This window comes from Primorskyibacter sp. S87, from assembly GCF_049801055.1.
Lineage (GTDB): Bacteria > Pseudomonadota > Alphaproteobacteria > Rhodobacterales > Rhodobacteraceae > JBNAGF01.
On sequence record NZ_JBNAGF010000007.1, the window covers coordinates 25,703 to 49,799 of the forward strand.

Sequence of the window (24,097 nt, forward strand, 5' to 3'; positions counted from 1 at the left end):
AAACCGGACCATTCGTCGCTTTGACCCAACGGAAGCGACGGCGTTATTCTGCACAGCAGCGAGACTAGGAGGCTTTTCTTAATATGACAACTGGCCATGACACCGCACCGGAATTGTCCGGCGAAAGTATTGAACGACTTAAGGAAAATATGACCAAAGTCGAGGGCCTGTCCAAGCGGCTGGTCGAGATTATGTCGCAGAAAACCTCTCATAACCCGGGTTTGAACGCACCGAATCACGAGCTTTTTGCAAAGGCAGCAACAGCCTACTGGGCCAACGCGGTCCAAAATCCGACAAAGCTGCTGGAACAGCAGATTGCATACTGGGGCGAAACGGTGATGAATTTCGCCGACGCGCAACAGGCCCTGGCAAACAGTCTCAACCAGGAAGGCGAGACAGAAGCCAAGTCGGCGGACCGTCGCTTTGCGAACCCGATGTGGGAAAACAATCCCTATTTTCGCTATATCAAGCAGCAATACATAACGAACGCCAAGGCGATCTCTGATGCTGTGGAAAGCGCCGAAGATCTGGGTGACAAGGACAAGCAGCGTCTGAGCTACTTTGCTCAACAGATTGTCGACCTTATGGCGCCGACCAATTTTCTGGCAACCAACCCGGATGCGTTGGAAAAGGCGATAGAGACCGAAGGGCAGTCTCTGGTCGACGGTTTGGAGAACCTTGTTTCGGACCTGGAAGCCAACAAGGGCGAGCTTGTGGTGCGTTTGACCGACGAAAGCGCCTTTGAAGTTGGTGGTAACATTGCCACCTCGCCCGGTGATGTCGTCTATCGCAATCGGATGATGGAGCTAATTCAGTACAAGCCGGTTACCGAAAAGGTCTATGAGACACCGATCGTGTTGTTCCCGCCTTGGATCAACAAATTCTATATCCTTGACCTCAAGGCCCAGAACAGCCTGATCAAATGGGTCACCGATCAGGGATATACCCTGTTCGTGGTCAGCTGGGTCAATCCTGATGAGTCTTTCTCTGACGTCGGAATGGAAGACTACATTCAAGACGGTTTTCTGACCGCAATCGAAGAGGCCAAAAAAATCTGCAACGTCGATCAGGTGAACGCTGTCGGCTATTGCATCGCCGGTACGACCCTCAGCCTGACCCTGTCGCTGATGAAGCAGATGGGTGACAAGTCGGTAAAGTCCGCCACGTTCTTTACCGCTCTGACCGATTTTTCCGATCAGGGTGAGTTCACACCCTTCCTGCAGGATGATTTCATCGATGCGATCGAAGAAGAAGTGAACGAACAGGGTATACTGCGTTCTTATATCATGGCGCGGACATTCTCTTACCTGCGTTCGAACGATTTGATTTATTCGCCTGCCATTCGCAGCTATATGCTGGGCCAAACACCTCCTGCGTTCGATCTGCTCTATTGGAATGGTGACGGGGCGAACCTGCCGGCCAAGATGACAAAGCAGTATCTTCGGGGGCTGTGCCAGCGCAACGAGTTCGCCGATGGAGGCTTTGAGCTGATGGGTCACAAGCTGCACGTTCGTGACGTAGATGTGCCGCTGATGTCTATCACCTGCGAGACGGACCACATCGCCGCTTGGAAGGACTGCTACCGCGGCGTGCAGAACATGGGATCCCGGTCCAAGACCTTTGTCGTGTCCGAATCCGGCCATATCGCCGGCATCGTGAATCCCCCCAGCAAGAAGAAGTACGGGCATTACACAAACCCGGACCTCAAGGCTGACGCCGATACATGGCTGAAAGAGGCGGACTTCAACGAAGGGTCGTGGTGGCCGTTCTGGGAGGCATGGCTGAAGAAGCGGTCTGGCAAGCAGATTCCGGCCCGGGATACCGGCGATTCGGATCATCCGCGCCTTGCCCCAGCACCCGGAACCTATGTTGTGGCCAAGGCGAGCGACCGGTAAGTCGTTGAATTTTAATGCTTCCGAAGAAAATTCTGCACCGCAGCAAGAAAAAACTTGAAATGCTGCGGTGCAGAATACATATTCTCCTCAGTTGACGAGACGCGGGGTTGTCCCGGTCGGAAATCTGAGGAAAAGACAATGGCTAAGGCACAAGACTTCACCGCTATCCTGAAAGACGCAATGGGTAGCTTCCCCGTAGACACTTCCGCCATGGAAGATGCCTTCAAGAACACTGCGACCCTGAACGAAAAGCTTTCGGGCGTTGCTCTGGAAGCCGCTGAAAAGTCGGCCGAGATCCAGAACAAGTGGGCCAAAGACACTCTCGCCAAGCTGGCCGACATTTCGAAAGCCAAGGCAGAGCCGGCCGATTACGCAAAAGCCGCCACCGATTTCGCTTCGGCTTCGGCTGAAGTTGCTGCCGAAAACCTGGCCGCATTCGCTGAAATCGCCAAGAAAGTTCAGATGGACACCGTTGAGCTGCTGATGGCTGCTGGCAAAGACATCACCGAAGATGCAACTGCCGCTGTTAAAAAGGCCACCAACGACGTGACCGCCGCCGCCAAAAAGGCAGCTGCAAAGTAAATTCCGCTGAATTGCACCGTCTTCCCTCCCAATTCAGGTGCAATAGCGTTGAGGGCAGGTCTTCGGACCTGCCCTTTCTTGTTTTCGGGGGTGGAGAACCGGCAAGAAGGCCCCGAGAAGAGAACGGGTTTCGGAGTTGAGCCGGACGGGGCATTTTGCGAACCCGGGGCCAGAAGCAGCTGGCAACGTGCCAATTTGATTACATTGCTTTCAATTTCTTCTGCACTCGCATAACCTCTGCTGCATTGCATCATGTCCGGGGAGGTAGAGACGTGGCTGAACAAGAAAACCCGCTTCTGATCAAGCGATATGCCAGCCGACGGCTATACAACACCGAGACCAGCGACTACGTCACGCTGGAAGATATTGCGGGGTTTATCCGCGATGGGCGCGAGGTTCAGATCGTTGATCTAAAATCCGGAGATGACCTGACCCGCCAATATCTGCTTCAGATTATTGCTGAACACGAAAGTCGTGGTGAGAATGTTCTGCCCGTCAACGTGCTGAACGATCTTGTGCGCAGCTACATGGTTCCGGGCGGCGGGATGATGCCCCAGTTTCTTCAGTCATCCTTCGATATGCTACGCGATAGCCAATCGAAGATGGTGGAAAACATGAATGCGATGAACCCGATGTCTCAGATGCCGGGCTTCGAGGCTTTGCAAGCGCAGCAACAGGCATTCCTGAAAGCTATGACCGGTGGTTTGTCCGGTAAGTGGCCGGGCGCTGGAAACGAAGACGAGAAAGTCTCGGATGATGGCGGGGACGAAGATCTGGATGCGATCAAGAAACAACTCGCCGATCTTCAGGAAAAGCTGTCCAAATTGAGCTGACTGGTCGCCGGAGGGTTGCCTTCCGGATTTCCGAACAAAAGCGGCGCTCAATGGGCGCCGCTTCGCTTTTCTGGTTTCGTCACCGAAGGCTTTGCGGTCAGGTTCCGTAGGCGCGCGCTGGGCGCGTCACTTCTTCCATTGCCGCTAAAAGAATGTCGGTGATGGTATCCAACTCTTCCCGAGTAAGTCTCACTGGGAGCCGAACGTCGCAAGCCTTCATCAACATGGCTCTTGTCTTGGGTAACTCGGGAATCTCCTGTAGAAACTGCCAGTTCCAGAAGGCCCGCGCATTGTCTTGGCTCAAGCCAAAAACCTGAACGGACACTCCCAAAGCCGCAGCGGCGGCTGCAAAGTCTCGAATCTCAGCTTCGTCCAGCCCGATCAGGTTGAACTGGATCGAGTCTGGAGCGCGTTCTTCCGACGAAAGGGGGTCGGGCACATGGAAATGGGGGGAGTTGTTCAGCCTTTCCGCGACATAGTCATGGTTGGTCCGGCCGTCGCGAACTCGCCGCACCAGTTCCGGCAATTGCGGCCGGATAACCACGGCGCTGAGGTTGCTCATGCGAAGATTGTACAGCGGCAACCGGTTCTGCCAACGCTCAAAGGCCTCAGCCAGATCCTCTGGGATTTCCCCATGTTTTTTCCAGTTGTGTTCATAGGCACCAGACATGATGACGGCGCGGGCAACAAGATCGGCATCGTCGGTGATCAGAATGCCACCTTCACCGGCATTGATCATCTTGTAGGACTGGAAAGAAAAACAGCCGACCCGACCAATGGTTCCGATGTTGTGCCCGTTCCACGTGGTTCCCAGCGAATGGGCTGCGTCTTCGATAACCGGGATATTCCGGGCCTCGCAGAGCGACATGATTGCATCCATGTCGGACGTATGACCGCGCATATGCGAAATGATGACGGCCCGCACATCATCCAGCTTCGCTTCGAAATCCGACAGGTCGATGCGGTAGTTGTCTCCGACTTCGCAGAGCACGGGAATGCAATCGGCGTGCACCACAGAAGATGGAACCGCTGCGAAGGTAAAGCCGGGGATCAGCACGCGGGCGTCTCGCGGCAGACCCAACGCTTTGAGGGACAGGAACAGCGCGGCAGAACAGGACGAAACCGCCAATGCAAACCTGCTGCCCAGAAGTTCAGCGAATTCCCGTTCCAGCAAAGCCACCGGGGCGCCCTGCGGCGCGGTGTAACGGAACAGGTCGCCAGATTGCAGCAGTGCATCAATGGCATCGCGCGCGGCGGCGGGGATGGATTCGGCGTCGTGAACGTTAGGTGGCTGTTTCATATTTGAGATTCCTGAATCTAACCTTTCAGAAATATAAAACTACCGGGAGCGCATTCCAAGCCTGTCTTTGTGCCAAAGTCATGGTTTTGTGTCTTCAAGGCCGTTCAGAGAACGAGTTGCGCAAAGTTCCGCCGCAGTTCTGGGCCAAAAAACCGCTGGGCACACAGAACCCACCCGAAAAACAAGAAGGGGCCGGAAAAACCGACCCCTTCTCTCCGCGCAATTTGGCGGATGCCAGAAGCGCTAGACGTTTAACAAAAGGTGCTCGCGCTCCCACGGAGAGATAACCTGAAGAAACTCTTCGTACTCCGTACGTTTGACGATGCCGTAGACCCGGGCAAATTCTTCACCCAGCACCTCGTGCAGAGCGGTTGCGCAGTCGAATTGATCCAGTGCCTGGCCCAGAACACGCGGAATATCTTCTTCGCTGTCGTAGGCATCACCCTTAAACTGCTTGTCCGGCCTGCTTCCTTCGATCAGACCAAGGTACCCACAAGCGAGGCTGGCAGCGATCCCCAGATAGGGATTGCAGTCCATTCCGGCCAGCCGGTTCTCGACCCGCCGCGCGGACGGCCCTGACAGCGGGATACGAATTCCGGTGGTGCGGTTGTCACGGCCCCAGCTCAGGTTGATCGGCGCAGCGTGGTCTTTGACGTAACGCCGGTAGCTGTTTACGTAAGGCGCCAGCACCGCAATCGCCGACGGCAAGTGGTTCTGCAATCCGGCGATAAAATGGAAGAACGCATCGGTTTCACCGCCCTGCGGTCCGGAAAAGATGTTCTGCCCGGTCTCGATATCAATGATCGAATGATGGATATGCATGGCCGAACCGGGTTCATTCTCGATCGGCTTGGCCATGAAGGTTGCATAACAATCATGGCGCAGCGCGGCCTCGCGGATCAGGCGTTTGAAATAAAACACTTCGTCGGCAAGTTTGACCGGGTCGCCATGAACGAGGTTGATTTCCAGCTGACCGGCGCCCCCCTCTTGCGTGATGCCGTCGATTTCAAAGCCTTGGGCCTCGGCAAAATCGTAAATGTCGTCAATGACGGGGCCGAACTCGTCCACGGCGGTCATTGAATAGGCCTGCCGAGCAGCAGCCGGACGTCCCGACCTGCCCATCATCGGTTTGATTTCCTGCGACGGATCGATGTTGCGCGCGACAAGGTAGAATTCCATCTCCGGCGCGACAATCGGCTCCCAGCCTTTGTCCCTATATAGCTGAACCACTCTCTTCAGCACGTTTCTTGGGCTGTAGGGTACGGGTTCGCCAGAGTTGTCAAATGCGTCATGGATCACCTGCAGTGTCCAGTCGCCAGTCCAGGGCGCAGCGCTGACAGTGGACATGTCCGGCTTCAGGGTCATGTCCTTTTCGATAAAGCCCTCGTCACCGGCCGCTTCGCCCCAACCACCTGTAATTGTCTGATAAAAGATGCTGTCGGGCAGGTGAAAGAAGTCCTGCCGCGCAAACTTGCTGGCAGGGACAGCCTTTCCGCGTGCAATGCCGGGAAGGTCTGCGATAATGCATTCCACTTCGTCCAGGCGTTTACCCTTGAGGTAATCTTGTGCCGCTTCCGGCAGCGTTTTGATCCAGTCCGACATTACACCCGCTCCCTCTTAAAAAACTCGACCATGCGCTCGCCTACACTGGCATTGTCGGTAGGAGCGTCCAAGGTCACAGTTGCCGAATCGAGGATTTCGTCTGGCACGACGCCCCGGCCTCGGGTTCGGATCAGATCACCAATGAAACCACCGTCATATTCAGGGTGGGGCTGAATGGTAAGGATGTGATCGTCATAGGCCAGAACAGCATTCTCGCAAAACGCGTTTCCGGCCAGAACTTCGGCGCCTTCTGGTCGTTCAACCACCTGATCCTGATGCCACGCGTTCAAAACCAAAGGCTGACCGTCCAGGTCATATTCCGTGCGACCAATAGCCCAGCCGCCACGAAACTTTTCGACTTTTCCACCCAGGGCCTGCGCGATCAGCTGGTGGCCAAAGCAGACGCCAATGAGTGGCTGCGTCTGAGCGTGTATTGCCCTTACCAGATCCTCAAGAGGCGCGATCCAGTCATGGTCTTCGTATACGCCATGGCGCGAGCCGGTAATGATCCACCCATCTGCGACCTCGGGCCCAATAGGGAATTCGCCGTCCACGACGGCAAATGTTTCATATTCAAACTGTTCCGGACCCAACAGGTCGCGGAACATCTTGTCATAGTCCCCGGTCTCTTCGATCAGGACGTCTGGCGCATGGCCGGTCAGCAGAATGCCGATTTTCATAGCTCACCTGGAATTTGATCAAATTAATGCTAGCCCAGCACAGGTCGGGCGGCAAGAGGGGAGATCAGACAGTTTCGAGATAAGAAAGCCAGTGGGTCTCGGGCGGTCGATTTTCAAATCCACGGATTTCCTGCCGTTTGGTCATGGCCAGCAACGAGATCAGTTGCGGCGGCAGGATCCGCGCCATGAGCGGGCTGTCTTCAAGTGCCGATACGGCGGCCGGCCAATCAGGAGCAAGTTGCGGCAGATCCTGAATCGCATAGGCGTTTCCGGTAATCGGAGCAGGCGGCAGCAGGGAGTCCTCAATACCGACCAGAGCGGCTCCGAGAACGGCCGCCAGCATGAGGTATGGATTGATGTCGCCTCCGGCCACGCGATGTTCGATCCGGCGGGCGAAAGCAGGTCCACCGGGTATGCGAATTGCGGCAGTCCGGTTTTCATAGGCCCAGCTTGCGCCGGTCGGCGCATGAGCCCCCGGCACCAGCCGGGTATAGGAGTTCCCGTGCGGGGCAAATATCAAGGTGCTTGAAGGCATCGCTGCGAGGCACCCGGCTACGGCATTGCGTAAGGTTTCTGTTCCTTCCGGTCCACCGTCGTCAAAAATGTTGTTGCCGTCCTGATCTAGAACCGAAAAGTGCACATGCAGCCCGTTTCCTGCATCCTCCGCATAGGGTTTGGCCATAAACGTCGCGGCAAATCCATGCCGCCGGGCCAAGCCCCGAACCAGCGCTTTGAATAGCCACGTGTCGTCGGCAGCGCGCAGGGCGTTTTGATGGTTCAAGTTGATTTCGAACTGGCCGATCCCACTCTCCGAGATCGCGGTCTGGGCTGGAATGCCCATGTCCTTGCAGCCTTCATACAACTCAGTGAAGAAGGTATCGAAAGCATCCATTTCGGCAACGGACAGGATGGCTTCGTCGGTCAATTTGCGACCCGTGACCGGGTTCAGAGGCGGGCGAGGCGCGTCGCCTGAGGCATCCACCAGAGTGAATTCAAGCTCGGTCGCGGCCAGAACTGTCCAACCCCGCGCCGAGTAGCGATCCAAAACAGAACAAAGCGCATGGCGGGGATCGCCGGCAAATGGCGTTCCGTCATCATTATAGAGGCTCATGGGAACGAGGGCGGTTGGCGCGGTTGTCCAAGGTACCGGAACCGGGCCGCGATCGGTTGGACGCAACACGCCATCGGCGTCACCGCTTTCAAAGACCAGCGGGCTGTTTTCGATATCTGCGCCCCACAGATCGACATTGAGCGCCGACAACGGCATCCGTACCGCGCCATTGTCGAGCTTGCCGGCGTAAGACGCAGGCACGCGTTTGCCGCGCATCTGTCCGTTCAGATCGCAAGCCGCGACGCGGAAGGTGTGCAATTCTGTCAGGTCCATGGTGTTCTCCGGGTTGGGCCTGAAAATGAGCAATACAGGAGAGACGGATGCATTGCCAAGAATTTTTGATCAAATTATTCGAGCTGCCAGAACTGTACTTCGGCATTGCCCGTCCGGCAGAATGCGTCTCTCCGCCGTCCAGCGGGGCAACGATTGCCCGGCACTTCGCCCTAGGGTTTGCAGATTTTGGAACTTTAGCGGATCAGGTTCGGCCGAATACGCATCTTCGAGCGCCGTTCTTGCGGCAAGTGACGATTGAGCCTTTTGTTGATCAGTCCGAAAAGTCCGACGATCATCAGTGTGAAGATGATGAAGTACAATGCGAGGATGGGGTAAGGGATGAATGGGTTGAATGTCTTGTCCGCGAAGTAATTGGCATAATACAACGCATCCCCGCGCTGCTGCCAAGCCGGGAAACCCGAGAAGAATACCAGCGTCGTGGCATGAAACAAGAAAATCGCTTCGTTGGTATAGGCTGGCCAGGCCAGCCGTAGCATGGTGGGCCAGACAATCCTTCGGAACCGGGGCCAGCCGGTCATGCCATAGGCGTCCGCCGCCTCCACATCGCCCTTTGGGATCGAGCGAAGCGCTCCATAGAAGATCTCGCCCGAGTAGGCTGCTGTATTTAGGAACAGAACGATCAGCGCGCCAAGCCAGGCGGCGGTGAACGGATCAAAGAAAGGGTGGACCGATTTCAAGTTCAGAAACACGAAATAGGCAAAGAAGAACTGAATGAACAGTGGCGAGCCGCGCAGCACAAAAATGAACCATTCAGCCGGTTTACGGAACAGCGGGTTCTTGGACCCCTTGCCGAGTGCCAGCGCTGTGGCAAAGAAAAACCCGAGCAGCAGCGCGAAGATGCCGAAATAGATGTTCCAGATCATACCCGAGCCTATCAGCGTGAACTGTTGGCACAGGGTAAAATCCTCACGCGGGAGCAGACGCTCTCCAATGCCCACGGCGCGCAGCCCATAGTCCTGAACGGTCTGCCAGCAACTCATGCTGCGGCCTTTCTCTGGGCTTCGCCGCCGGTTGTGGCCTGCCCATGCGTCAGGCGCACCATCAGCTTTTCGATGAAAATCTCCGACACGCGCGTGAATGCGAGGTAGAAAACCAAAAGCGCCAGAAAATACCACATGCGCCAATCGCCATGCGGGTAGTCGGTGAATTTTGCAGTCTTGGTTCCACCCAACTCACGCGCCCAGTAAACGATGTCTTCAACCCCGAGCAGGAACAGCAATGGGGTTGCCTTGATCAGCACCATCCACAAGTTGCCAAGCCCGGGCAGAGCATAAACCCACATTTGAGGCACCATGACCCGCCAGAACGCTTGCCTGTGGGTCATGCCATAGGCTTCGGCGGTTTCCATCTGCGTCCGCGGAACAGCACGCATGGCGCCAAATAGCACGTTGGCGGCGAAGGCGCCGAACACGATTGCAAAGGTCAGAACCGCAAGGAAAAAACCATAAGTCTCGTGGATCCATTGTGGAGAGGTGCCGAGCGGAAGTTTGGCCTGTGCACAGACAATGAAATCATTGCCCTGTCGCACCGGTTCAGTCCAGTCGGGGCATTTGATCCTGTGGCGCACAAACTCGAACATCTGATCGAGTGCAATCACGAAGAACAGGAAAAATGCGATATCCGGAACACCGCGCACGATCGCGATATAGCCCTTGCCGATCCATGACAGCGGCGCAAAACGCGCTCTGGCCATCATCGCGCCTCCGAAACCAAAGGCCAGAGCGGTTGGCGCGGTGATGGCCAGAAGCACCAGAACGGTCACGAAAGAGCCATAAAAAGCCATGTGCTTTCCTGTGGTCAGGTAGCACGACAGCCAAGTCAGGCCTTCAAGCACAGAGGGGTCGGAGCAGTAAGCGAACATGCGAATACGCAGGCGGGGCCGGTTTCGCCGGCCCCGCCAAGTCCTTTATGGCCGGATCAGAAGCCCGGGCCGATTTCCCATTTGGCGAGCAGCGCGTTCAGCGAACCGTCATCCTTCATCGACTGGATCGCGGCGTCGAACTTGCCTTTCAGTTCGGCGTCGGATTCACGAAGGCCCATGCCCACGCCGCCGCCGATCAGTTCCTGCTTGTCAAGCATCATCAGGTCGGCGTTTTCGTCCGCGATCGGACGCAGATAGGCGTCATCGGCCAGAACGGCGTCAGCTTCGCCGTTGCGCACGGCGGCGATGGTTTCTTCAGGCGTCGCGAATTCAACCAGAGTGGCGCCGGATTCGGCGATGAATGCCGCCTGAATTGTGTTGGTCTGAGCTGCAACCACACCGCCCATGATGTCGGCATCCTTGCTCAGCGCCAGATAGGCCGACGGGTCAGGCTGGGTGTAGTTCTGGGTGAAGTCGATCACCTCGTCCCGCTCGGCAGTGATCGACATGCCGGCGATGATGGTGTCGTAGTTTCCTGACACAAGGTTCGGAATGATCGAATCCCACTCGTTGGTCACCCATTCGCAGGTCAGACCGGCACGCTTGCACAGCTCATCGCCCAACTCGCGCTCAAAGCCATCAACTTCGCCCTTGTCGTTCAGGAAGTTGTACGGAGGGTAGGCGCCTTCGGTGCCCATCCGAACGGTGTCAGCCATGGCCATGCCGGCGCTCAACGCCAGTGCAGCAGTAGTCAGGATAAGTTTTTTCATGAGTTTCTCCCTCTTTGGTTCTTTGTGATTATGCGGCTTGCGTGGCTGAAAGAAAGCCCTTGAGCCGTTCGGAACTGGGTGACCCGAAGACATCTTTGGCCGACCCTTCTTCTTCGATTTTTCCGTGATGCAGGAATACGACGTGGCTGGAAATGTCAGCTGCCATCTTCATGTCATGGGTCACGATGATCATGGTGCGGCCTTCGGCGGCAAGATCCTTGATTACCCGAATCACTTCCTGCTCCAGTTCCGGGTCCAATGCCGAAGTCGGTTCGTCGAACAGCAATGCTTCGGGTTCCATGCAAAGCGCGCGGGCAATTGCGGCGCGCTGTTGCTGTCCGCCTGACAACTGGGCGGGGTAAGCGTCGCATTTGTCGCCAATGCCCACCTGCTCCAGATATCTGCGGGCGCTTGCCTCGACCTCGGCCTTGTCCCGGCCCAAAACTGTGACTGGTGCTTCCATGACGTTCTGCAGGATCGTCATATGAGCCCACAAGTTGAACTGCTGGAAGACCATCGCAAGGTTTGTGCGGATGCGAAGAACCTGTTTGGCATCGCCGGGATGGCGGTGTGATCCCGTTCCTTTCCAGGCAACCGGTTCGCCTTTGAACAGAATCTCGCCCTGCTGGCTGTCCTCAAGCAGGTTACAACAGCGAAGAAGGGTCGATTTGCCCGAGCCGGACGAGCCGATCAGCGAAACGACATCGCCGCGCCTCGCGGTGATGTCCACCCCTTTGAGGACTTCGAGTTCGCCGAATGCCTTGTGAAGGTTCTTGATTTCGATGACAGGAGAGGTGTCGTTCACTGTTCTCAACGTTTTCTTGGGCCGCTTGGAGCGGTAATAGGTCTTAAAAATTGATCCTTTGCAATGCGCAAAACGGGTTTTGCGGGCCGCAACTGCTCAAATCGGACAGAAAAACGGCGGTTTGACCAAGGCTGGCGGATCCATCCTGACGGAAACTGGCAGGGATAATGTGCGGGGCTCGTCCGTAGAAGAAGAGCTGTATCGACTGTCGGTCAGCGCTGTTCCGGCGGCGGCGGGGTCGGGACAGCGAGATAGGCGCTTGCCGGAATTGGGACCAGATCTTTCAACATTAGCAAATCGCGAACATCCGAGGATAGATCCCGGATCGCACCCTTTATTGCCGCCGCGATTGGCGTAGGGTCACGGCCGAGTGCGGAGATGTAGGGCAATGCCGGTGTCGGCTGTGTCCGCGCGATCACCCGCAAGTCCCTTGCCACCGGATCGTGCGCCTTCAGGATTTCCCACGTAACGGCATCCAAAGCGGCCATCTGGGCATGGTTTTCTGCCACCGCCTGAGCCGAGGCCGCATGCGAACCGGTCTCCAGCAGCCGGGCCGGGGTAACCCCAAAATAAGTCCTCGGGGCTGCCCAGCCCGATTGGGACAGTGCGTCATTGAATGCAAAACAACCCGAGAGAAGTTCGTTCGGGCTGGTGACCCGGTTGTCGGCAGCGACCACAAAGACCGAATAATAGTATCCGGGTGGGCAATCCGGAAGCCCGTAGTCCGGCGTGCCAAGCAGCGTGACCTTGCCGTGCAACCGGGCTCGATAGGGATAACCACAGGTTTGTGACAGTAGCAGGGAAGGTGATTGCCACACCTGCCAGACATCGCCGTCTCGGGTCAGGGGTTTGGGTCCGTAACCCAGCCTCGTCCGAATTTCCTGCCAAAATCGGTTGTTGGCGGCGTGCAAGGGCGGAGGATCATACATGCCCAGCTGGGCAATCAATTCGTCATCTGGCCCCGGGCCATTCACCCCTTTGCAGCCTTTTGGCGAGCAAGCGCACTATCGCGATCATTGATGCCAAGCAGGTTCGATATCAGCCGCATGAGGGCGTCTTCCTCATCGGCCCTCTGGCCATCTGCCAACACAACGGACCACGCGGCCTCAAGCACTGCGCGGCGGTCTTCGTAGGCGACGGCATCCTTGATTGCACGGGTAAAGCGAACTGTATCGGGAGCCTCGGATTCCAGATCCTCTGCCCTTGACCGAAGCGCCGCTGCCTCAAAAGGAGAAAGGCCGTAGCGTGCGGTTGTGATCCGGTCGATCCGGGCCATTTCCGAATCGGCATAGATGTTGTCCGAACGGGCAATGCGAACCAGAAGGGCGGTCAGGGCCAACCGGGCATCCTCATCGGCCAGCGCAGGTGGCTCAGGTTGGGTCAGGCGGGAGAGAAATTCACGAAACATGGAAACTTCCGATAAGCGTATACGGGTCGTTGCGTCGTTTGGCGAGTTATAGCTTCTCCATCGCCCTTTCCCGCGCCTGCTGGCTGTCCTTGAAGCTGAGGCCCATGGCGATCCGCGCCTCTTCGACGATCTTCAATTCGCCTTCCTGTTGCTGGCCATCTGCCAGCACGACTTCCCAGAGTGCATCCAGCGCAGCAAGCCGTTCCTCAAGCCCGGTTGTCTCGCGGATGAGCCTTCCAAACGTGTCGGTTTCCGGTGCAGCAGCATGGAGCTTTTCGCAGGTAGCGCGCACTTTGGCTGCTTCAACAGCATTGTGCTGATAAAGCCTGGCAAGAATTCTGTCGATCAGGCTGATTTCCTCAAGCTGGTAATCGCGATCGGATTTGGCCACCCGCACCAAGAGCGCCCCCAGTGCCAGCTCGGCATCCGGGTCGGGCAGGGGTGCCGCTTCGGCGGGGCGGAACGCTTGAAAAAACTTCTTTAGCATTTCTGCAAATTATCCCGGTTTCTTGTGCACGCCAAGCGCGAACTACCCGTCATAACCTTCAACAATGACCATATCCCCACGCGATGCAGCATCCCTGATCGCCTTCACCTCCTGATAAGAGGCGCTGTCATAGCAGGCGCGGGCTTTTTCATAGCTTTCGAATTCCAGTACGATCGTGCGTTGGCGGACGTTTCCCTCGCGCACTTCATGCGGGCCACCCCGCACCAGAAACCGGGCTCCGAACTCAGCAAAAGGAACGGCATTGGCGGCGATGTATTTCTTGTAGGTTTCCAAGTCGTCAACGTCGACATGTGCAACCCAGTATCCTTTGGCCATTCTGCGCCTTTCGAGTTCGCAAGGGGATCAGGCGCGTAAGCTGTATCAGAATGGCTGTCTTGGCAATCCCCGAGCTTTAGGAATTGCCCATTGGTTTGCTGTGTATTTTTCTGAGCTGGTTCGGGTTTGCTTCGGCGCAATTACTGCCACCTGCGCCGAAGGCAAAGTGGCGCACTTAAACCAGCCGTGACGTTTCCTTGGCGGCGCGCACGAAATCGGCAAAAAGCGGGTGTGGCTCAAAGGGCTTGGATTTCAGCTCGGGGTGGAACTGAACGCCGATAAACCAAGGGTGATCGGTCCATTCCACAATCTCCGGAAGGCGCCCGTCGGGGCTCATACCAGAGAATTTCAAACCACCGTCTTCCAGTTTCTCGCGGTATTTGATGTCCACCTCATAGCGATGGCGATGTCGCTCTTCGATCTGGGTGCCGCCATAGACCTCCGCGACACGGGATCCTTCCCCCAGAACCGCGTCATAGGCACCTAGGCGCATGGTTCCACCTTTGTCGTCTCCGACCTTGCGTTTGACCTTGTAGTTGCCCTGCACCCATTCCTTGAGGTGATAAACCACCGGCTCAAAGCGTTTCTTGCCGGCTTCATGATCGAATTCCTCCGATCCGGCCTCTTTTATGCCGGCCACGTTCCGGGCGGCCTCGATGACGGCCATCTGCATACCGAGGCAAATGCCGAGGTACGGCACCTTTCTTTCTCGGGCAAATTGTGCAGCCTTGATCTTGCCCTCGGTTCCGCGTTCTCCGAAGCCACCAGGCACCAGAATCGCGTGGAACCCTTCCAGATGCGGCGCAGGATCTTCTCCGTCAAAAATCTCGGCGTCGACCCATTCGATCCTGACTTTCACCCGGTTGGCCATGCCGCCGTGGGTCAATGCTTCTTTGATCGATTTGTAAGCATCTTCAAGTTGGGTGTATTTGCCGACGATGGCGACTTTTACCTCGCCCTCGGGGTTGTGAATGCGGTCGGCAACATCTTCCCAGATGCCAAGATTCGGTTTGGGCGCAGGTGTGATCTGGAAGGCATCCAGAACAGCCTGATCGAGTCCAACCTTGTGATAGGCCAGCGGCGCTTCGTAGATCGATTCGAGATCATAGGCCGGGATCACCGCTTCGGGGCGAACGTTGCAGAACAGCGCGATCTTGCCCCGTTCCTTTTCCGGAATCGGCTGTTCTGATCGGCAGACCAGAACATCCGGCTGAATACCGATCGAACGCAGTTCTTTCACACTGTGCTGGGTCGGTTTGGTCTTCAATTCTCCGCTGGCTGCCAGGTAGGGCAACAGGGTCAGGTGCATGAAGATGCACTGCCCGCGCGGACGGTCATTGGCGAACTGTCGGATTGCTTCAAAGAAAGGCAGACCTTCGATGTCGCCCACGGTGCCGCCAATTTCGCACAGCATGAAATCGACTTCGTCTTCGCCTATGGCAATGAAGTCCTTGATCTCATTTGTAACGTGCGGGATCACCTGAATCGTTTTGCCGAGGTAATCTCCGCGCCGCTCATTTTCCAGCACGTTGGAATAGATCCGGCCTGAACTGACCGAGTCGGTTTTGCGGGCCGCCACGCCGGTGAAGCGTTCATAGTGGCCAAGATCGAGATCGGTTTCCGCACCGTCGTCGGTCACGAAAACCTCGCCGTGTTCGAACGGGCTCATCGTTCCTGGGTCGACGTTCAGATATGGGTCGAGCTTTCGCAAGCGAACCGAAAAACCGCGGGCTTGCAACAAAGAGCCAAGCGCGGCCGACGCCAGCCCTTTGCCCAAAGATGAAACCACACCGCCCGTGATGAAAATGAAACGCGCCATGTCTGTTCGGCTGCCCCCGTGAGAAGTCAGAGTTCAAGTGCCCGGCGGATAGAATTCGACCTAGAGAATCGGTCGAAAATCCGCTGCATCACGGGACTCCATTAGTAGAGGATTCGCGCGAGCAGCGCAAGAGAACCGCAAGATGCTGTTGCGGTTTTCATACCTCATGCAAATTGTTGTGTGTCAGTCGGCTTTCGGAACCAGCGGCGCATTATCGTCCGCAGAAGGTGGCAAAAGATCGGATCCGGCCGGCACGGCCGGGGTGTCGCCCCCGTCTTCGGCAGGCGCAGATGCGCCGGGCTGAACCCTGTCGAGCACTGAGCTGCCGGCGGAATTCTTGGCCGCGATAATGGTCAGGGTGATCGACGTCACGATGAAGGCCGCCGCGAGCAACCATGTGACTTTGCCCAAAGCCGTGGCCGCAGCGCGACCGGACATTGCGCCGCCGCCTCCGCCGCTGCCCATTCCAAGGCCGCCTCCTTCGGACCGCTGCAAGAGAACAACGGCAATCAGGCCCAGGGCCAGAAGAAGGTGAATGATGAGAATGACGTTTTCCATCTCGGTCCTGTGGCGGTTTCGCGGTTATCGGGCGGTATGTAGGAGAGTTTGCACCGGGGGGCAAGACACGAGTTTCGTTGTCCACAAGTTCGGCAAACAGGTGGCCGGCTTCAGGTCTGGACAGAGAGGCGCGTCCGGGTCAGCATGCGGCCATGCCACATGACAGTTCCGATCACCCGCACGCCTTGCTGCCGCCAGACCCCGCACTTCGGGTCAAAGCGTTGGAAACCATCCTGACCCGAAAAGGTCTGATCGACCCGGCGGCGTTGGACGAAATCATCGACACGTATCAGAATCGCATCGGCCCCAAGAACGGCGCGCGTGTTGTTGCCCGCGCGTGGGCGGATCCCGCCTTCAGATCAGAGCTGTTGCGCGACGCCAACCCTTTACTGGCCGAACTTGGCTATTACGGGCGGCAGGGAGAACACATGGTCGTTGTCGAAAACACCGATCAGACCCACAACATGGTCGTCTGCACATTGTGCAGCTGCTATCCGTGGCCTCTGCTGGGCATTCCGCCGGGATGGTACAAGTCCGATGCTTACCGCGCGCGGGCAGTGCGGGAACCTCGGAAGGTGTTGGCCGAGTTCGGAGTGACCTTGCCCGAGACGACGGCGGTTCGCGTCTGGGATTCGACGGCAGAGGTTCGATACCTCGTTCTCCCCCAGCGCCCCAAAGGGACCGAAGGGTTGTCCGAGGAAGAACTCGCGGCTCTGGTGACAAGGGACTCGATGATCGGTACCGGACTGCCAAAGGTCGCGCCATGACCCGGGTCCATGACATGGGCGGACGGTATGGGGATGGCTCGGTGCAGCCGGAGCGGGAAGACGGAGCCGTGTTCACTGACGACTGGCATGGCCGCGCGCTTGCCCTGACCCTCGCCTGCGGTGCACTGGGCAAGTGGAACATCGACATTTCGCGCCATGCACGCGAAAGGTTGTCACCCAAGGATTATTCCCGCTTCAGCTATTACGAGAAATGGATTGCGGGGCTGGCCGATCTTCTGGTCGAAACAGACCTGCTGAGTGAAGCCGATCTCAAAACACCCGACGACATCGAGGCCTGCCCGCCTGCCGATCAGCGATTGGAAGCGGGAGACGTGGCCTCGGTTCTGGCGCGAGGGGCACCGGCGGACCGGCAGACGAACATTGCTCCGGGTTTCGAGGTTGGACAACGGGTGAGGACGATCAGCCGGGCAGGCAACCGCATGGTCGATGGCGGTCATACCCGGCTTCCGGCATACGCTCAGGGTGCGACAGGCCAAATCCTGCGAATGCACGGCACGCATGTTTTCCCTGACAGCAGTGCCCACCGGTTGGGAGAGGCGCCCGAACCACTTTACGCCGTTGTCTTTCCCGCCTCAGAGCTCTGGGTTTATCCCGAAAACCCCGCAGATGAGGTGGTTCTTGATCTTTGGCAATCCTATCTGGTGAAGGCATGAGCAGCGCCGAGGCCCCCGAACCGGTTTTTTCTGAACCGTGGCACGCACAGGTCTTTGCGCTCACCGTGCATCTCAACGAAACAGGTCGCTTCCAGTGGCGGGAATGGGCCGAGCGTTTTGGAGCAACCCTTAAGCGGCACGGCCTAAACCGTGATCTGGATGGTGGAGACGACTACTTTCACGCTTGGCTGGAGACATTGGAACGCATTCTGGACGAGGCGGACGATGCTGCGGCCGAAGAGGTTTCGGTGATGCGAAACGCCTGGGAACGGGCCTATCTCGACACGCCGCACGGCCATCCTGTGCGGTTGCACGGCTAGCGTCTTCCGGCGCGCCGACCTTTGCGCATGGGGAATTCAGTACAGTTCATCAAATGCCCGCTGTTTCGGGTCGATTGGCTGTTAACCGCTGTTTTATCCCATGAGGCGCCGCATGACGCGGGTGAGCCAACTGCGCTGGGCTCCGGCAAGTTCCGGTGCATTTTCGGTCACAGCTGCTGCGCCCTTCATGTCGACAACCGCCATACCGTCCTGAAACTGGAGGCGATAGAGATCGGAGTAGATGCCTCCGCGTTCAAGCAGTTCCTCATGCGAGCCTTCGTCAACTGCCTGTCCGCGCTCCATGACCACGATCTTGTCGGCGTTCCGGATGGTCGAAAGACGATGCGCGATCACGATGGTCGTGCGCCCACCGGAAAGCCTGTCCAATGCCTGCTGAACAACTTTTTCGGACTGGGCATCAAGCGCCGAAGTCGCTTCGTCCAGCAGCAGGATCGGCGTGTCTCGCAGCAGTGCGCGGGCGATGACCACCCTCTGGCGTTGCCCGCCAGAGAGCGCCGAGCCGCGTGGACCGACCTGAGTTTCGAGACCGTTTTCCAGTTTGGGCAGAAAATCCGACACATGCGCGGCATCGAGCACATCTTGCAGTCTTTCGTCGCTGACGTCGGTTCGGCCAAGCAGGATATTCTCGCGCAGGGTTTCGTCAAAAAGCAGCGCTTCTTGTGTCACCACAGAAAACAGGCCGCGAAGATCCGGCAGATCCATCTGATCCACGGCGACATCACCAATCCGAACATCTCCTTGCTGCGGATCCACCAATCGGGTCAACAGGTTGAAAACGGTTGACTTGCCGGCCCCTGAGGCCCCGACAAGCGCGGTGGTCTGCCCAGGCTCGACCTTTAGGGTCAGGCTGCGCAACACTTGCGCGTCACCGTAAGAAAGCGAGACTTTGTCCAGTGTGATGCCCGGACGACCTTCGGGGGCGGCGACGGGATTTGGGGGCGCTAGCAACAGGATTGGCGCATCCAGAAGCTCCTTGAGCCGCTCCAGCGCGGCAGCAGCCACCTGCCATGTGCCTGATACTGACGCGAGCCTGCGCATCGGGTCGAAGGCAAGTCCGATTGCGGTGAAAAAGCTCATGAATTGTCCGACGCTTTTTTCGCCCGAGATGATCTCGGACCCGCCGTAAAGCAGAACACCCATGAAGCCGACGCCGGCCATGATGTCGATCAGACCGGTCATCGAGGCCGTGCCAAGAGATGCGCGCACTTCGGATCGTACAAAGTTATCCATATGGCCGCCAAAACGATCGACCTGGTATTTTTCGAGATTGTTCAGCTTGATCGGCACGATGCCGTGAAATACCTCGTCCAACCGGGTCGCAAGCGTTGCGCCCAGATCTCGGGCCAGACTGGCTTTGCGACGCACATAGCGCTGCGCATATGCCAGCGGCAGCAGCAGGAGAGGGATGCCCACCAGCATCAGCAGGGTCCAGACAAGATCGACGCTGACCGCAACGCCAAGCAGTACGATCAACGAAATAAGATCCTTGCCGGCGCCGGTAATGATTACCTGCCAGACATGGCTGATTGAGCCAACATCAGTCTGAACCCGCTGGATCAGAAAGCCCGGAGGGTGATTTTGGTGAAACGAAGTGTCCTGCCGGATCAGGCGGTTCAACAAATCCATGCGGAGATGCGCGGCAGAGGCTTGGGAGATCCGCGAAAGGATCACCTTCTGCACCACGCCAGATATGCCCCGAAGCGAGAAAATGGCGAAAAAGGTCAGGCTGACCCAGACAAGTGCGCCGGAATTTCCTTGGACGAAGATCTCGTCGAACATCGGTTGCATCATGTAGCTGATGCCGCCAACGGTCGAACCTTCGATGAGCATGAACACAAAGGCGAGCAGGATCAGCGGCGTATGTGGGCGCAGATACCCGTTCCAGAGCCATGCCATCAGCTCGCGCGAAGATTTGTTTTGGGCGCTCATTGGTCAGCCTTAGTGATTGGGGAGGGCGATGTCATGACCGGGCCATTTAAGCAGCCCTGCGCCTCGGTGCAAGTTCGGCCAGCGATTGACCTTGATCCCGGGTCGGCTAGTGTCGGGGCAAATCAACCGGCTAAGGTGTCAATTCAATGTCCTCAAACCTGTCTCTGGCGCAAGGGCGCGAGTATCTGGCCATACCGGGGCCTTCCGTCATTCCTGATGCGGTTTTGCAGGCTATGCATCGCCCCTCTCCGAACATCTACGCTGGTGAGTTGATCAAACTGACGGTCAGTCTGTTGCCTGATCTGCGCCGGGTCGCGCGAACCAAGCACAATGTGGCCATCTACATTTCAAATGGGCACGGTGCGTGGGAAGCGGCGCTGGCCAATACGATTGCAGAGGGGGAAACCGTACTGGTGCCGGCCTCCGGCCTGTTTTCTCATGGCTGGGCGCAGATGGTTCAGGGGCTTGGCGGTAATCCGCACCTTATCGATTTCGGACGTCGGGATTCGTGGGATTTCGATCGTATCGCCTCTGTTTTGCAAGCGGATCGCAATCACCGCATCAAGGCGGTGTTGGCGGTTCATGTGGATACGTCAAGCTCGATACGAAACAACATTCCGGCCCTGAGAAAACTTCTGGATGACCTTGAGCATCCGGCGCTCTTGATGGCTGACTGCATAGCTTCGCTGGGATGCGACCGGTTCGAAATGGATGACTGGGGCGTGGATGTTACAGTTGCAGCTTGCCAGAAGGGGCTGATGGTTCCTGCCGGGTTGGGATTTGTTTTCTTCAATGACAAGGCGGCGGCAAAACGAGCGCAGATGCCGCGAGTCAGCCGCTATTGGGATTGGTCCCCACGCGCGAATCCCGAAGTTTTTTATCAGTTCTTTGGCGGCACTGCGCCCACGCATCACCTGTTCGGATTACGTGCCGCTCTGGACATGATCCATGATGAAGGGATCGAAAAGATCTGGGCCCGGCACGCAACTCTGGCCAGGGCGATCTGGGCCGCTTGCGAAACCTGGGCACAGGAAGGACCGCTTGAAATGAACGTGGCCAACCGTGATATGAGGTCTAACGCGGTCACGTCCCTCAGAATTGGTGCCCCAATAGGGACGACACTGCGAAATTACTGCCAGACTCATTTGGGACTGACGCTTGGTATCGGGCTGGGAATGGCGACCGAGGATGACCCGAATAGCGATGGTTTCTTCCGGCTTGGTCACATGGGGCATGTCAACGGCCAGATGGTGATGGGCATGCTCGGAGGGATAGAAACGGCGCTTTCGGCATTGGACATTCCGCATGGTGCAGGCGCATTGGAAGCCGCAGCCAGGGCGATGGCGGAACGCTGAAGCTGCTTTTGTGATCTGGCGCTCGCGGGTTTCAGGCGCTGCGGGCCAGTGCCAGTCGGCTGATTCCGTGGTTCAAGATGGCAGCCAGCACAAGCGTCGGAACAAATCCCAGCATGGCCCAGGCGACGAAGAAGATCCACAAAAGGTTGACCCACAGCATCGTAAGTGCCGCCGTGGTGTAATCCGGTGCCTTCGGAAGTCTGTGGTCGTCCATGTTTTCGGCCTGTGGTACTCCGGGTCGCATGCGAACGGTCCATCCTTTCGCACGCGAATGATTATAGAGCTTCCGGAGCACTTGTCAGGTAAATCGGACGTGTGTCGTTTGCTGGCCTACCGTGGCTGGTCTATGTCTGGCTTCGCTTACGCGCTGCTAGCAGGGCCCTTGGCAGCGCAGCGGCAAAGGCATCCAGATCCCCGGACTTGCCGCAACTGACACGGATGCAACGGTTCTGCGGTTCGGCGAACGGCATACGAACAAAAATGCCCGCAGCCACGAGGTTGTCCAGAACGGCCTTGGCAAAGGCACCGTCCTGCCCGCAGTCAATGGTGACGAAGTTTGTGGCCGAAGGCAAAGGGATCAGCCCGTTATCGCGCGCGATAACGGCGATGCGATCACGGGCCGCTTTTATTTCGCTCTGCACATGAGACAGCCAGTCGATATCCCTCAGGGACGCCAGTGCGCCGGCTTGGGCGGCGCGGTTCATGCCAAAATGATTGCGAACCTTGTTGAAGGCCGAAATCAGACCAGGCGCGGCCAATCCATAGCCAACGCGCGCTCCTGCCATGCCATAGACCTTTGAAAACGTGCGCATACGGATCAATCGGGGATCGTCAGCCTCGACCGGTGCGGCGGTTCCTTCCGGGGCACATTCCACATAGGCCTCGTCAAGCACCAGCAGGCACCCCGCGGGAAGATCGGCCATCGCTGCGACGATATCCGATCCCGTGTGCCAGCTGCCCATCGGATTGTCCGGGTTGGCCAAGTAAACCAGCTTTGCTCCGACCTCTCCAGCCTTTGCAATGAGGGCTCGCGGATCCTCGTGATCATCACGATATGGCACTGTATGCAAAGTGCCGCCAAACCCTGCCACGTGGTAGTTGAACGTCGGGTAGGCACCCTGAGACGTCACCACCGGATCGCCAGACGATACCATCAGGCGCACGAGGTAACCGAGCAATCCGTCAACACCTTCTCCAACCACGATATTTTCAGCGCGCAGGCCGTGATACGCGGCCAAAGCGTGTCGAAGGTCGTGGTTTTCCGGATCGCCATACATCCAGATTTCGCTCGCAGCCTGTTTCACGGCTTCGATTGCGTGGGGAGAGGGGCCAAAGATGCTCTCGTTGGCGCCGAGCCGTGCGGCAAAGGGCGCACCGCGCTGCCGTTCCTGTGTCTCAGGGCCGACGAATGGCACGGTGGCAGGAAGGGATTCGGCAAGCGGGGTATAGCGCGGATAGGTCATCCTGCGACATAACCGCAGCTGCCCGATCCGGGCAAGTGCCCTCACGTTTGTCTGGAACAGCTTCCGACGAGCAGGCATGGTCATGGAAAACAAGGATTGGGAGGCCGCCATGGCACGCGTTTCGGTGGAATACAAAGATCATGTCGCGCATGTGACTCTCACACGGGGCGACAAGATGAATGCGTTGGACGATGCGATGATCAAGGCAATCATCGCTGCCGGTCAGGAGGTTGCCGCCTCGAATGCCCGTGCCGTTGTCATATCAGGTGAGGGCAAGAGCTTTTGCGCCGGGCTCGACGTGGCCAGTTTCGCAGCGTTTGCCGGCCGGGATGTGGAGACATGGTTGTCTGAGCGGACCTTTCATGACGCCAACGAAGTACAGGAAGTGGCGATGGTGTGGCGCCGGGTGCCCGTGCCGGTGATCGCGTCACTGCACGGAGCGGTCTACGGTGGTGGATTGCAGTTGGCCTTGGGGGCGGACGTCCGCATTGCCCATCCCGATACCCGCATGTCGGTGATGGAAATGAAGTGGGGCCTTATACCGGATATGGGGGGGATGGTTCTGCTGCCAAAGCTGATGCGCACCGACACATTGCGGATGCTGACATACACCAATCGCCCAATTCCGGCACCACAGGCGGAAAACTGGGGGCTGATCACAATGCTCGAGGACGATCCGCTGGCAGCAGCACGGGGTTTGGCTGCTGAGATCGCCGAAAAAAGCCCTTCGGCCATTCGCGCTGCCAAGCGGCTGATCGACGTGGCCGAACGCGCGGATCGCGGCCAGGTGTTGCTTGAAGAATCCGCCGAACAGCTGAAGCTGATTGGAAAACCGGAGCAAATGGAGGTGATTGCGGCCCAGATGCAGGGACGCAAACCGGTATTTAAATAGCTACTTCATGAAACTGCGGCGAGCATCGCGGGCCATATTGTAACGCATCTCAAGATCGGCGATGTGGGCCATGGCCGACTTGCGCTCGGTTGGGTCCGTCAAGTCTGCATATTCTGCGCGCGCCAAATCCAGTTTTTTCTTGATCTCGAACTCCTCGGGCAGAACGCCAGCCTGTGCCATGATCCTGTGTCCGGCGGCCAGTGCGGGATCGGACATAGCCTCGGATGAGCGGTCGGGTAAGGGCTTTCCCTCGCCATGCAAACCCTCAAGCTGGCCCTCGGACTTGGCCTTGAGGATTTGGCGTTCGATGAGGTTTCGAAAACTACGGATCATTT

Annotated in this window: 26 protein-coding genes; 8 read left to right on the forward strand and 18 right to left on the reverse strand. The window is 57.5% G+C overall.

The window, feature by feature from the left end:
• Positions 1-83 precede the first annotated feature (83 nt).
• The 3 genes from ACP15U_RS13040 (at position 84) to phaR (ending at position 3,310) form a co-directional block, all read left to right on the forward strand.
• Positions 84-1,895: a PHA/PHB synthase family protein gene (locus tag ACP15U_RS13040; protein WP_425045585.1), complete on the forward strand. Its 1,812-nt coding sequence runs from the start codon at positions 84-86 to the stop codon at positions 1,893-1,895.
• Between the two features lie 138 nt (positions 1,896-2,033).
• Positions 2,034-2,477, forward strand: a complete 444-nt coding sequence (locus ACP15U_RS13045) for a phasin, PhaP (RefSeq protein WP_425045586.1) — start codon at positions 2,034-2,036, stop codon at positions 2,475-2,477.
• A 272-nt stretch (positions 2,478-2,749) separates the two neighbouring features.
• Complete coding sequence (phaR, locus tag ACP15U_RS13050) at positions 2,750-3,310, forward strand: polyhydroxyalkanoate synthesis repressor PhaR (RefSeq protein WP_425045587.1); 561 nt, start codon at positions 2,750-2,752, stop codon at positions 3,308-3,310.
• Positions 3,311-3,407: 97 nt separating this feature from the next.
• On the opposite strand, the gene ACP15U_RS13055 is transcribed toward phaR, so the two are convergent.
• The 14 genes from ACP15U_RS13055 to secG all read right to left on the reverse strand — a co-directional run bounded on the left by ACP15U_RS13055 (position 3,408) and on the right by secG (position 16,341).
• The gene (locus ACP15U_RS13055) at positions 3,408-4,610 is read right to left on the reverse strand and encodes a DegT/DnrJ/EryC1/StrS family aminotransferase (RefSeq protein ID WP_425045588.1); all 1,203 of its coding nucleotides are present in this window, start codon (positions 4,608-4,610) and stop codon (positions 3,408-3,410) included.
• A gap of 243 nt (positions 4,611-4,853) precedes the next feature.
• Positions 4,854-6,212: a glutamine synthetase family protein gene (locus ACP15U_RS13060; protein WP_425045589.1), complete on the reverse strand. Its 1,359-nt coding sequence runs from the start codon at positions 6,210-6,212 to the stop codon at positions 4,854-4,856.
• Positions 6,212-6,892: a type 1 glutamine amidotransferase gene (locus ACP15U_RS13065; RefSeq protein WP_425045590.1), complete on the reverse strand. Its 681-nt coding sequence runs from the start codon at positions 6,890-6,892 to the stop codon at positions 6,212-6,214. The genes ACP15U_RS13060 and ACP15U_RS13065 overlap by 1 nt, the downstream gene beginning before the upstream one ends.
• 64 nt (positions 6,893-6,956) lie before the next feature.
• A complete protein-coding gene (locus tag ACP15U_RS13070; protein WP_425045591.1) occupies positions 6,957-8,276 on the reverse strand; it encodes a glutamine synthetase family protein in 1,320 nt (439 codons plus the stop codon).
• Between the two features lie 194 nt (positions 8,277-8,470).
• Positions 8,471-9,277 (reverse strand): ABC transporter permease, encoded by an 807-nt coding sequence (locus tag ACP15U_RS13075; RefSeq protein WP_425045592.1) that lies wholly within the window; start codon positions 9,275-9,277, stop codon positions 8,471-8,473.
• On the reverse strand, positions 9,274-10,158 hold the full coding sequence (locus ACP15U_RS13080; RefSeq protein WP_425045593.1) for an ABC transporter permease: 885 nt from the start codon (positions 10,156-10,158) through the stop codon (positions 9,274-9,276). Before ACP15U_RS13080 ends, ACP15U_RS13075 begins: the two co-directional genes overlap by 4 nt.
• Before the next feature lie 56 nt (positions 10,159-10,214).
• Positions 10,215-10,928: a transporter substrate-binding domain-containing protein gene (locus ACP15U_RS13085; protein WP_425045594.1), complete on the reverse strand. Its 714-nt coding sequence runs from the start codon at positions 10,926-10,928 to the stop codon at positions 10,215-10,217.
• A 28-nt stretch (positions 10,929-10,956) separates the two neighbouring features.
• Positions 10,957-11,733 (reverse strand): ABC transporter ATP-binding protein, encoded by a 777-nt coding sequence (locus ACP15U_RS13090; protein WP_425045595.1) that lies wholly within the window; start codon positions 11,731-11,733, stop codon positions 10,957-10,959.
• Positions 11,734-11,945: 212 nt separating this feature from the next.
• Entirely contained in the window at positions 11,946-12,680 is a 735-nt protein-coding gene (locus tag ACP15U_RS13095; protein ID WP_425045596.1) for a phosphate/phosphite/phosphonate ABC transporter substrate-binding protein, read from the reverse strand.
• Positions 12,681-12,703: 23 nt separating this feature from the next.
• Positions 12,704-13,141: a TerB family tellurite resistance protein gene (locus ACP15U_RS13100; protein ID WP_425045597.1), complete on the reverse strand. Its 438-nt coding sequence runs from the start codon at positions 13,139-13,141 to the stop codon at positions 12,704-12,706.
• A 46-nt stretch (positions 13,142-13,187) separates the two neighbouring features.
• Positions 13,188-13,628, reverse strand: coding sequence for a TerB family tellurite resistance protein (locus ACP15U_RS13105; RefSeq protein WP_425045598.1), 441 nt, complete (start codon positions 13,626-13,628; stop codon positions 13,188-13,190).
• Positions 13,629-13,670: 42 nt separating this feature from the next.
• The gene (locus tag ACP15U_RS13110) at positions 13,671-13,964 is read right to left on the reverse strand and encodes a DUF1330 domain-containing protein (RefSeq protein ID WP_425045599.1); all 294 of its coding nucleotides are present in this window, start codon (positions 13,962-13,964) and stop codon (positions 13,671-13,673) included.
• Positions 13,965-14,139: 175 nt separating this feature from the next.
• Positions 14,140-15,783 (reverse strand): CTP synthase, encoded by a 1,644-nt coding sequence (locus ACP15U_RS13115; protein ID WP_425045600.1) that lies wholly within the window; start codon positions 15,781-15,783, stop codon positions 14,140-14,142.
• A gap of 183 nt (positions 15,784-15,966) precedes the next feature.
• Positions 15,967-16,341 carry a preprotein translocase subunit SecG gene (gene secG / locus ACP15U_RS13120; RefSeq protein WP_425045601.1) on the reverse strand — a complete coding sequence of 125 codons (375 nt, stop codon included), beginning with the start codon at positions 16,339-16,341 and terminating at the stop codon, positions 15,967-15,969.
• 152 nt (positions 16,342-16,493) lie between these two features.
• Between secG and nthA the strand changes: the two genes are divergently transcribed.
• From nthA to ACP15U_RS13135, 3 genes are read left to right on the forward strand one after another with little or no spacing between them, the layout of a single operon-like run.
• Entirely contained in the window at positions 16,494-17,108 is a 615-nt protein-coding gene (nthA, locus tag ACP15U_RS13125; protein ID WP_425045602.1) for a nitrile hydratase subunit alpha, read from the forward strand.
• Positions 17,105-17,782, forward strand: coding sequence for a nitrile hydratase subunit beta (gene nthB / locus ACP15U_RS13130; protein ID WP_425045603.1), 678 nt, complete (start codon positions 17,105-17,107; stop codon positions 17,780-17,782). Before nthA ends, nthB begins: the two co-directional genes overlap by 4 nt.
• A complete protein-coding gene (locus ACP15U_RS13135; protein WP_425045604.1) occupies positions 17,779-18,102 on the forward strand; it encodes a nitrile hydratase accessory protein in 324 nt (107 codons plus the stop codon). The genes nthB and ACP15U_RS13135 overlap by 4 nt, the downstream gene beginning before the upstream one ends.
• Before the next feature lie 93 nt (positions 18,103-18,195).
• Here the strand turns inward: ACP15U_RS13135 and ACP15U_RS13140 are convergent, their stop codons facing one another.
• Positions 18,196-20,052, reverse strand: coding sequence for an ABC transporter ATP-binding protein (locus ACP15U_RS13140; protein WP_425045605.1), 1,857 nt, complete (start codon positions 20,050-20,052; stop codon positions 18,196-18,198).
• Positions 20,053-20,198: 146 nt separating this feature from the next.
• Here ACP15U_RS13140 and ACP15U_RS13145 point away from each other — a divergent pair, with 146 nt between their 5' ends.
• Entirely contained in the window at positions 20,199-21,407 is a 1,209-nt protein-coding gene (locus tag ACP15U_RS13145) for a pyridoxal-phosphate-dependent aminotransferase family protein (RefSeq protein WP_425045606.1), read from the forward strand.
• Positions 21,408-21,438: 31 nt separating this feature from the next.
• Here ACP15U_RS13145 and ACP15U_RS13150 read toward each other — a convergent pair whose 3' ends face one another.
• Positions 21,439-21,651 carry a hypothetical protein gene (locus tag ACP15U_RS13150; RefSeq protein WP_425045607.1) on the reverse strand — a complete coding sequence of 71 codons (213 nt, stop codon included), beginning with the start codon at positions 21,649-21,651 and terminating at the stop codon, positions 21,439-21,441.
• 100 nt (positions 21,652-21,751) lie between these two features.
• Positions 21,752-22,870 carry a pyridoxal phosphate-dependent aminotransferase gene (locus tag ACP15U_RS13155; protein ID WP_425045608.1) on the reverse strand — a complete coding sequence of 373 codons (1,119 nt, stop codon included), beginning with the start codon at positions 22,868-22,870 and terminating at the stop codon, positions 21,752-21,754.
• Between the two features lie 109 nt (positions 22,871-22,979).
• Between ACP15U_RS13155 and ACP15U_RS13160 the strand changes: the two genes are divergently transcribed.
• Complete coding sequence (locus tag ACP15U_RS13160; protein ID WP_425045784.1) at positions 22,980-23,762, forward strand: crotonase/enoyl-CoA hydratase family protein; 783 nt, start codon at positions 22,980-22,982, stop codon at positions 23,760-23,762.
• On the opposite strand, the gene ACP15U_RS13165 is transcribed toward ACP15U_RS13160, so the two are convergent.
• The gene (locus tag ACP15U_RS13165; protein WP_425045609.1) at positions 23,763-24,095 is read right to left on the reverse strand and encodes a DUF1992 domain-containing protein; all 333 of its coding nucleotides are present in this window, start codon (positions 24,093-24,095) and stop codon (positions 23,763-23,765) included.
• Positions 24,096-24,097: the final 2 nt, after the last annotated feature.

Bases quoted from the DNA above. Each gene is read 5' to 3' on its own strand.
- ACP15U_RS13040 (WP_425045585.1), top strand. From the start codon at position 84: ATGACAACTGGCCATGACACCGCACCGGAATTGTCCGGCGAAAGTATT.
- ACP15U_RS13045 (WP_425045586.1), top strand. From the start codon at position 2,034: ATGGCTAAGGCACAAGACTTCACCGCTATCCTGAAAGACGCAATGGGT.
- ACP15U_RS13055 (WP_425045588.1), bottom strand. From the start codon at position 4,610: ATGAAACAGCCACCTAACGTTCACGACGCCGAATCCATCCCCGCCGCC.
- ACP15U_RS13060 (WP_425045589.1), bottom strand. From the start codon at position 6,212: ATGTCGGACTGGATCAAAACGCTGCCGGAAGCGGCACAAGATTACCTC.
- ACP15U_RS13065 (WP_425045590.1), bottom strand. From the start codon at position 6,892: ATGAAAATCGGCATTCTGCTGACCGGCCATGCGCCAGACGTCCTGATC.
- ACP15U_RS13070 (WP_425045591.1), bottom strand. From the start codon at position 8,276: ATGGACCTGACAGAATTGCACACCTTCCGCGTCGCGGCTTGCGATCTG.
- ACP15U_RS13075 (WP_425045592.1), bottom strand. From the start codon at position 9,277: ATGAGTTGCTGGCAGACCGTTCAGGACTATGGGCTGCGCGCCGTGGGC.
- ACP15U_RS13080 (WP_425045593.1), bottom strand. From the start codon at position 10,158: ATGTTCGCTTACTGCTCCGACCCCTCTGTGCTTGAAGGCCTGACTTGG.
- ACP15U_RS13085 (WP_425045594.1), bottom strand. From the start codon at position 10,928: ATGAAAAAACTTATCCTGACTACTGCTGCACTGGCGTTGAGCGCCGGC.
- ACP15U_RS13100 (WP_425045597.1), bottom strand. From the start codon at position 13,141: ATGTTTCGTGAATTTCTCTCCCGCCTGACCCAACCTGAGCCACCTGCG.
- ACP15U_RS13105 (WP_425045598.1), bottom strand. From the start codon at position 13,628: ATGCTAAAGAAGTTTTTTCAAGCGTTCCGCCCCGCCGAAGCGGCACCC.
- ACP15U_RS13110 (WP_425045599.1), bottom strand. From the start codon at position 13,964: ATGGCCAAAGGATACTGGGTTGCACATGTCGACGTTGACGACTTGGAA.
- ACP15U_RS13115 (WP_425045600.1), bottom strand. From the start codon at position 15,783: ATGGCGCGTTTCATTTTCATCACGGGCGGTGTGGTTTCATCTTTGGGC.
- secG (WP_425045601.1), bottom strand. From the start codon at position 16,341: ATGGAAAACGTCATTCTCATCATTCACCTTCTTCTGGCCCTGGGCCTG.
- nthA (WP_425045602.1), top strand. From the start codon at position 16,494: ATGCCACATGACAGTTCCGATCACCCGCACGCCTTGCTGCCGCCAGAC.
- nthB (WP_425045603.1), top strand. From the start codon at position 17,105: ATGACCCGGGTCCATGACATGGGCGGACGGTATGGGGATGGCTCGGTG.
- ACP15U_RS13135 (WP_425045604.1), top strand. From the start codon at position 17,779: ATGAGCAGCGCCGAGGCCCCCGAACCGGTTTTTTCTGAACCGTGGCAC.
- ACP15U_RS13140 (WP_425045605.1), bottom strand. From the start codon at position 20,052: ATGAGCGCCCAAAACAAATCTTCGCGCGAGCTGATGGCATGGCTCTGG.
- ACP15U_RS13145 (WP_425045606.1), top strand. From the start codon at position 20,199: ATGTCCTCAAACCTGTCTCTGGCGCAAGGGCGCGAGTATCTGGCCATA.
- ACP15U_RS13150 (WP_425045607.1), bottom strand. From the start codon at position 21,651: ATGCGACCCGGAGTACCACAGGCCGAAAACATGGACGACCACAGACTT.
- ACP15U_RS13155 (WP_425045608.1), bottom strand. From the start codon at position 22,870: ATGACCTATCCGCGCTATACCCCGCTTGCCGAATCCCTTCCTGCCACC.
- ACP15U_RS13160 (WP_425045784.1), top strand. From the start codon at position 22,980: ATGGCACGCGTTTCGGTGGAATACAAAGATCATGTCGCGCATGTGACT.
- ACP15U_RS13165 (WP_425045609.1), bottom strand. From the start codon at position 24,095: ATGATCCGTAGTTTTCGAAACCTCATCGAACGCCAAATCCTCAAGGCC.